Here is a 4,481-nt window from a genome sequence, read left to right on the forward strand (position 1 = left end):
TGTCTGTTTGATAGAATAATTTTCGTGCCTAGTTATCGAACAATTTAAGGTTTTGTTAGTCGTTTCAGTTGATTGAACCAGGCTAATTAGTCTGGTTTCAAAGAGTATATTGGCATAGTTTTAATTAAATTTAGTTGTATTTCCTCGATTCCCCAAAATCACTAACTTATTGCATTTTGAAACAGCCCTGCTCCCAATGTCAGGGCTGTTTCATTTTCGTGGATTATTTGTTGGTCGGGGTAAGGGTGACAAATATAGCGCTATGGGCAAGGCAAAATGCAAAAGGCAAAAGACATATGGTGTATTGGCCAGAAGCCTTAATTCCCGGCTGTACCAGTTAAAATCAGGAGTAAGGTAGAAAACTACTATGTTAGAGCTAAATCTTGAGAGTGACCAATGCCCTCACTTAGACGCTTGAAGCAAAAACACAAAGACTTTGAAGAAATTTATGAAATATTAAGCGAAAAGTTGAGGATGCTCAGTAGAAGGTATACTATTGAGACTGATACAGCAGTGAAGTTTAAGCTAAAGGAGGAAATTAAAGAATGTGAAGAAGAGATAGAGGAAATAGAAGAAAAACTTGATGATATAGAGGAAAAAATCGAGAACTATCAGAGAGGCAATCATTCTCAGCCTATAAAGAAACCTCAAAACGTTGATACCTTATATAAAGTTTTGCTAAAGTTGGGGTATTGGCAGCAACAACAGCTATTTGAAAAAATTGTCAGAACCCATCAAGAATCTCACGGTGCATTTCTCATTCATGGTAATTATCATAACTATGGTCAAGGATGGTTAGCGAATCGATTAGCATTTAAGGTTGCCCAAGACTTGGTATATAAAAAGATAGTTATTGATTTACACAGAAGAAGCTTAAGGACTGATATGTCCAGTATTTGGGAAGAATTTGCAGGTAGAATTAGTTTAGCAGAAGAAAGCTCTCCTGGTGAGATTGTGACTGGACTGTTAAAGTTATGGCAATCCCAGCATGTTTTGATTTGTTTTAACAATGTCGATGAATCAATTGAAGATAATTTGAGAGATTTAATTGATAATTTATGGACTGGGCTAGTTCAAAAGATATCCCAACATCAACCAAGTCAATTTAAGTTGTTAATTTTTTTTCTAGATTATCAAGGATTGGTCAGGTCATGGAATATTGGTTTTGTCACTGATTACCAACCTGATTTTAAAACTAGACTTCCCTTTGAATTACCAGAGATTATCCCCTTTTGTCACAAAACTATTAGAACTTGGCTCGATCACCAAGAAGACTATTTACCAGAGACTCTTTCCGATGATAAAGAGCAAACGGTTAAAATACTGTTGGCAAAGAAAGGCATTCCAGAGCCTACGTTTCGTAAAATTTGTGAGCTCTGGGGCTGTAATTGGTATGACCAGGAGGAAAAATGGTTTCGCCTGTAAATAAAAATTATCTTAAATACACCGGTCGAGTTCAACCCAAAATCCCTGGAGAAACCTATCAGGGCAAACTAATTTATCCCTATCTTCCTAGCAAAGAATTAATAGACGCAGTGAATTTAGCGATTTACTTAAAGCGTCCACTACTGCTAAGGGGTGAGCCTGGATGTGGTAAGACTAAATTAGCGATCGCAGTAGCCTATGAGTTAGGACTGCCTTTCGAGGCTTGGTATATCAAATCCACTAGCCGAGCCAAAGATGGACTCTATACCTATGATACCGTGGGCAGGTTGCGGGATGCTCAATTGGCGGCATCTGGTTCCTTGACACAGGCAGAAAAGCAACGATTTGATGACCCAACCTCCTATGTGCGTCTGGGACCATTGGGACGAGCCTTTAATAATGACAAACCTACGGTGGTCTTGATTGATGAAATTGATAAAGCTGATATTGATTTCCCTAATGACTTGCTTCTAGAACTTGAGGAAAAAATTATTAAAATTGAAGAAGTTAGAGTGGATGATCAAGAAATGGAAATCAGTGCCAAAGCGGCACCGATTGTATTTATAACCAGTAATGATGAGAAAGATTTACCGGATGCCTTCCTACGACGGTGTTTATTCCACTATGTTAAATTTCCTAAATCCGAGCAGATTGTGCATATTGTCAAGGCTAGATTTCCAGATATTGCCGATGACCTGACCAAAAAATCCGTTTCCCGATTTTTAGAATTGCGTGAATTAATGGCAGAGGAAACTGGACGATCTACTAAAAAAGTAAGTACCAGTGAATTATTGGATTGGATTCAAGCCCTAAAGCAAGATACTCTAGAAGAGGCATTACGAAAATTATCCCAAAAACCGCTTCCCTATTTAGAAGTATTGCTAAAGAGTTGGGAAGCACATATTAGTTATCTCAGGCTAAGTGAGGATAGGGAATGAATGAGCGAGCACTGCTAGAGTTATTCAATCGTCTCCGAGAAGCAGGACTACCCTTAGGGTTAGAGGAATATCACCTGTTGCTCCAGGCAGTGGATGGTGGTTTCGGTAAGGATGACCGCAATGCTTTAGCTCAACTGTGTTCCACCCTTTGGGTTAAATCTGATCAGGAGCAACTCATATTCCAAGAGTATTTTGACCAGTTAATCCCCGAAGATACTAAACAAGATATTTTACCAAGCACTACGAAAGCAAGTCGTTATCAAGAAAGGATTGTAGATAACTCACGACTCAATAATGCCAATACCAAACAGGGGAAACCTATTCGACGGATTCGATACATTATTTTGGGAGTTATTGCTTTCCTAGTAACAGCTATCCTAATTCCTTGGCTATGGCCAAAACCACTGCCAGAAAATCCTGGAACCTTAAGCTTTAAGACTGAACCCTTATCTAACTCCCTTGGGACTATACAAGAGAATGACAAAAATCCCAAAATTCTAATTGCCCGCACTGGTGGCAGTAGAGGTGAGGTCAGTGCAACAATTATTATTGATGAAACCAACGATTATTATCTAGGACAATCAGTTAAGGATTGGGAATTATTGATAGATGAAGGCGACGATGAGTGGATAAAAATAAGAGCCTCATTGAAGGACTTTCAAGAAACTTCTATCACTGTCACCTTCACTGATGGTCAATCTGGAGTACAGGAAGTACCTATTCCTATCTTATATGACAAAAGTTACGAGGGTAATGAGCCAATTACTTTCCAATTAACTAACCCTCAAGGGCAAGTCAAAATTATTCCACAAGACATTGCTAATTTTACTATTAATGATACCGAAGATAAAGATAATAGTAATTTTAATAATCCCAAATCTCCTATTACTGATTCTCCCAAAACAGATAATAATGAAAAGCCTTTACATCCGCTTATTGCTATTATTTATTTAGTTATTTTTTTTGGGATTATAATGACAGGCTTGCTGACTATAAGGATGATTGTTGTCAAAATAATAAGTCTGCGAAAAAAAATTAGAGCTTCTGATCACGAAGATACTGAAGATCTGACAAATTTACCCATAGCTAAGCTCTCCCCTAAAGTTATTCAGACCCTATTTGACAAAATACAAGTTGTCAAAGCAATCAAACCGCCTGACGGTCAGCTGGGAGAGACTTTCCTGATTATAAATAACGATCTTCCCGTTACCTATCGGCAAATGAAGCAAGGGTGGCGCTATCTGCGACATTTGACGCGAGAGGGGGTACCAACGGAACTAGACCTGGAAGCAACCGTAGAGCAAATTGGACAACAGGGTTTTCTACTCAATCCGGTACTAAAGCCTCGTCGCATTAATAAGATAGAGCTTTTATTGCTGATCGATCAAGATGGCTCGATGGTGCCTTTTCATCACTTTTCACAAGCACTGGTGGATACAGCCTCAAGAGGTGGACGTTTTAATCAGGTCAGGGTTTATTATTTCCATAATTGCCCCAGTGACTATCTTTACCAAGATCCATACCACCTAGAAGCAGTACCCATTGAAGATTGTCTGTCACAACTGCCAAAAACACGAGTAGTTTGCTTAATATTTAGTGATGCCGGGGCTGCTCGTGGACAGTTTAGTTCTAGGCGTCGTCGTCGCACCAAATTTTTTCTGAAGGAGTTAAAACACTATGTACATAACATTGCTTGGCTTAATCCTTTCCCCCGTCACCGTTGGGAATCCACCACTGCTGAGGAAATTGCGAAGCTAGTTCCTATGTTTGAAGTTAATCGTCAGGGACTTTATCAAGCCATCGAGACATTACGTGGACGGGATCAAGAATTAGCAAAATCAATCCGTTAGTATGACTCAGGCTAGTGTATCCGCAGACATTATCCACAGAATTCAATCCTTTAGGGATAAATTTGGTGATGCACATCTGTATTTCGCATATCATGCCGCATTTCCCATTGCTCTGACACCTGATTTGCTCTATTGTCTGTGGGCTAACTTTCAGCAAGATATACAGGGTGACAATTTAAACATCCCTTGGATAGCAGTGGCAGACTTACTACTATCCCCTCTCTGTCATGAAGTGGGACATGAGCTATATGAGATGGAGTTGGAAACA

At 39.3% G+C, this 4,481-nt stretch carries 3 protein-coding genes and 1 pseudogene; all 4 read left to right on the forward strand.

Features of this window, described 5'->3' with window-relative positions; genetic code table 11:
- The first annotated feature begins 396 nt into the window (after positions 1-396).
- Entirely contained in the window at positions 397-1,425 is a 1,029-nt protein-coding gene (locus tag F6J94_RS30745) for a hypothetical protein (protein ID WP_293047213.1), read from the forward strand.
- Positions 1,410-2,363, forward strand: coding sequence for a MoxR family ATPase (locus F6J94_RS30750; RefSeq protein ID WP_293047216.1), 954 nt, complete (start codon positions 1,410-1,412; stop codon positions 2,361-2,363). The genes F6J94_RS30745 and F6J94_RS30750 overlap by 16 nt, the downstream gene beginning before the upstream one ends.
- A complete protein-coding gene (locus F6J94_RS30755; protein WP_293047219.1) occupies positions 2,360-4,213 on the forward strand; it encodes a hypothetical protein in 1,854 nt (617 codons plus the stop codon). Before F6J94_RS30750 ends, F6J94_RS30755 begins: the two co-directional genes overlap by 4 nt.
- Before the next feature lies 1 nt (position 4,214).
- Positions 4,215-4,481, forward strand: a pseudogene (locus F6J94_RS30760) (hypothetical protein); the annotation flags it as partial.

Origin of the sequence: Moorena sp. SIO1F2 (genome assembly GCF_010672755.1) — a bacterium.
Lineage (GTDB): Bacteria > Cyanobacteriota > Cyanobacteriia > Cyanobacteriales > Coleofasciculaceae > Moorena.

Excerpts from the sequence above, each read along its gene's own strand:
- F6J94_RS30750 (WP_293047216.1), top strand. The coding sequence starts at position 1,410 with ATGGTTTCGCCTGTAAATAAAAATTATCTTAAATACACCGGTCGAGTT.
- F6J94_RS30745 (WP_293047213.1), top strand. The coding sequence starts at position 397 with ATGCCCTCACTTAGACGCTTGAAGCAAAAACACAAAGACTTTGAAGAA.
- F6J94_RS30755 (WP_293047219.1), top strand. The coding sequence starts at position 2,360 with ATGAATGAGCGAGCACTGCTAGAGTTATTCAATCGTCTCCGAGAAGCA.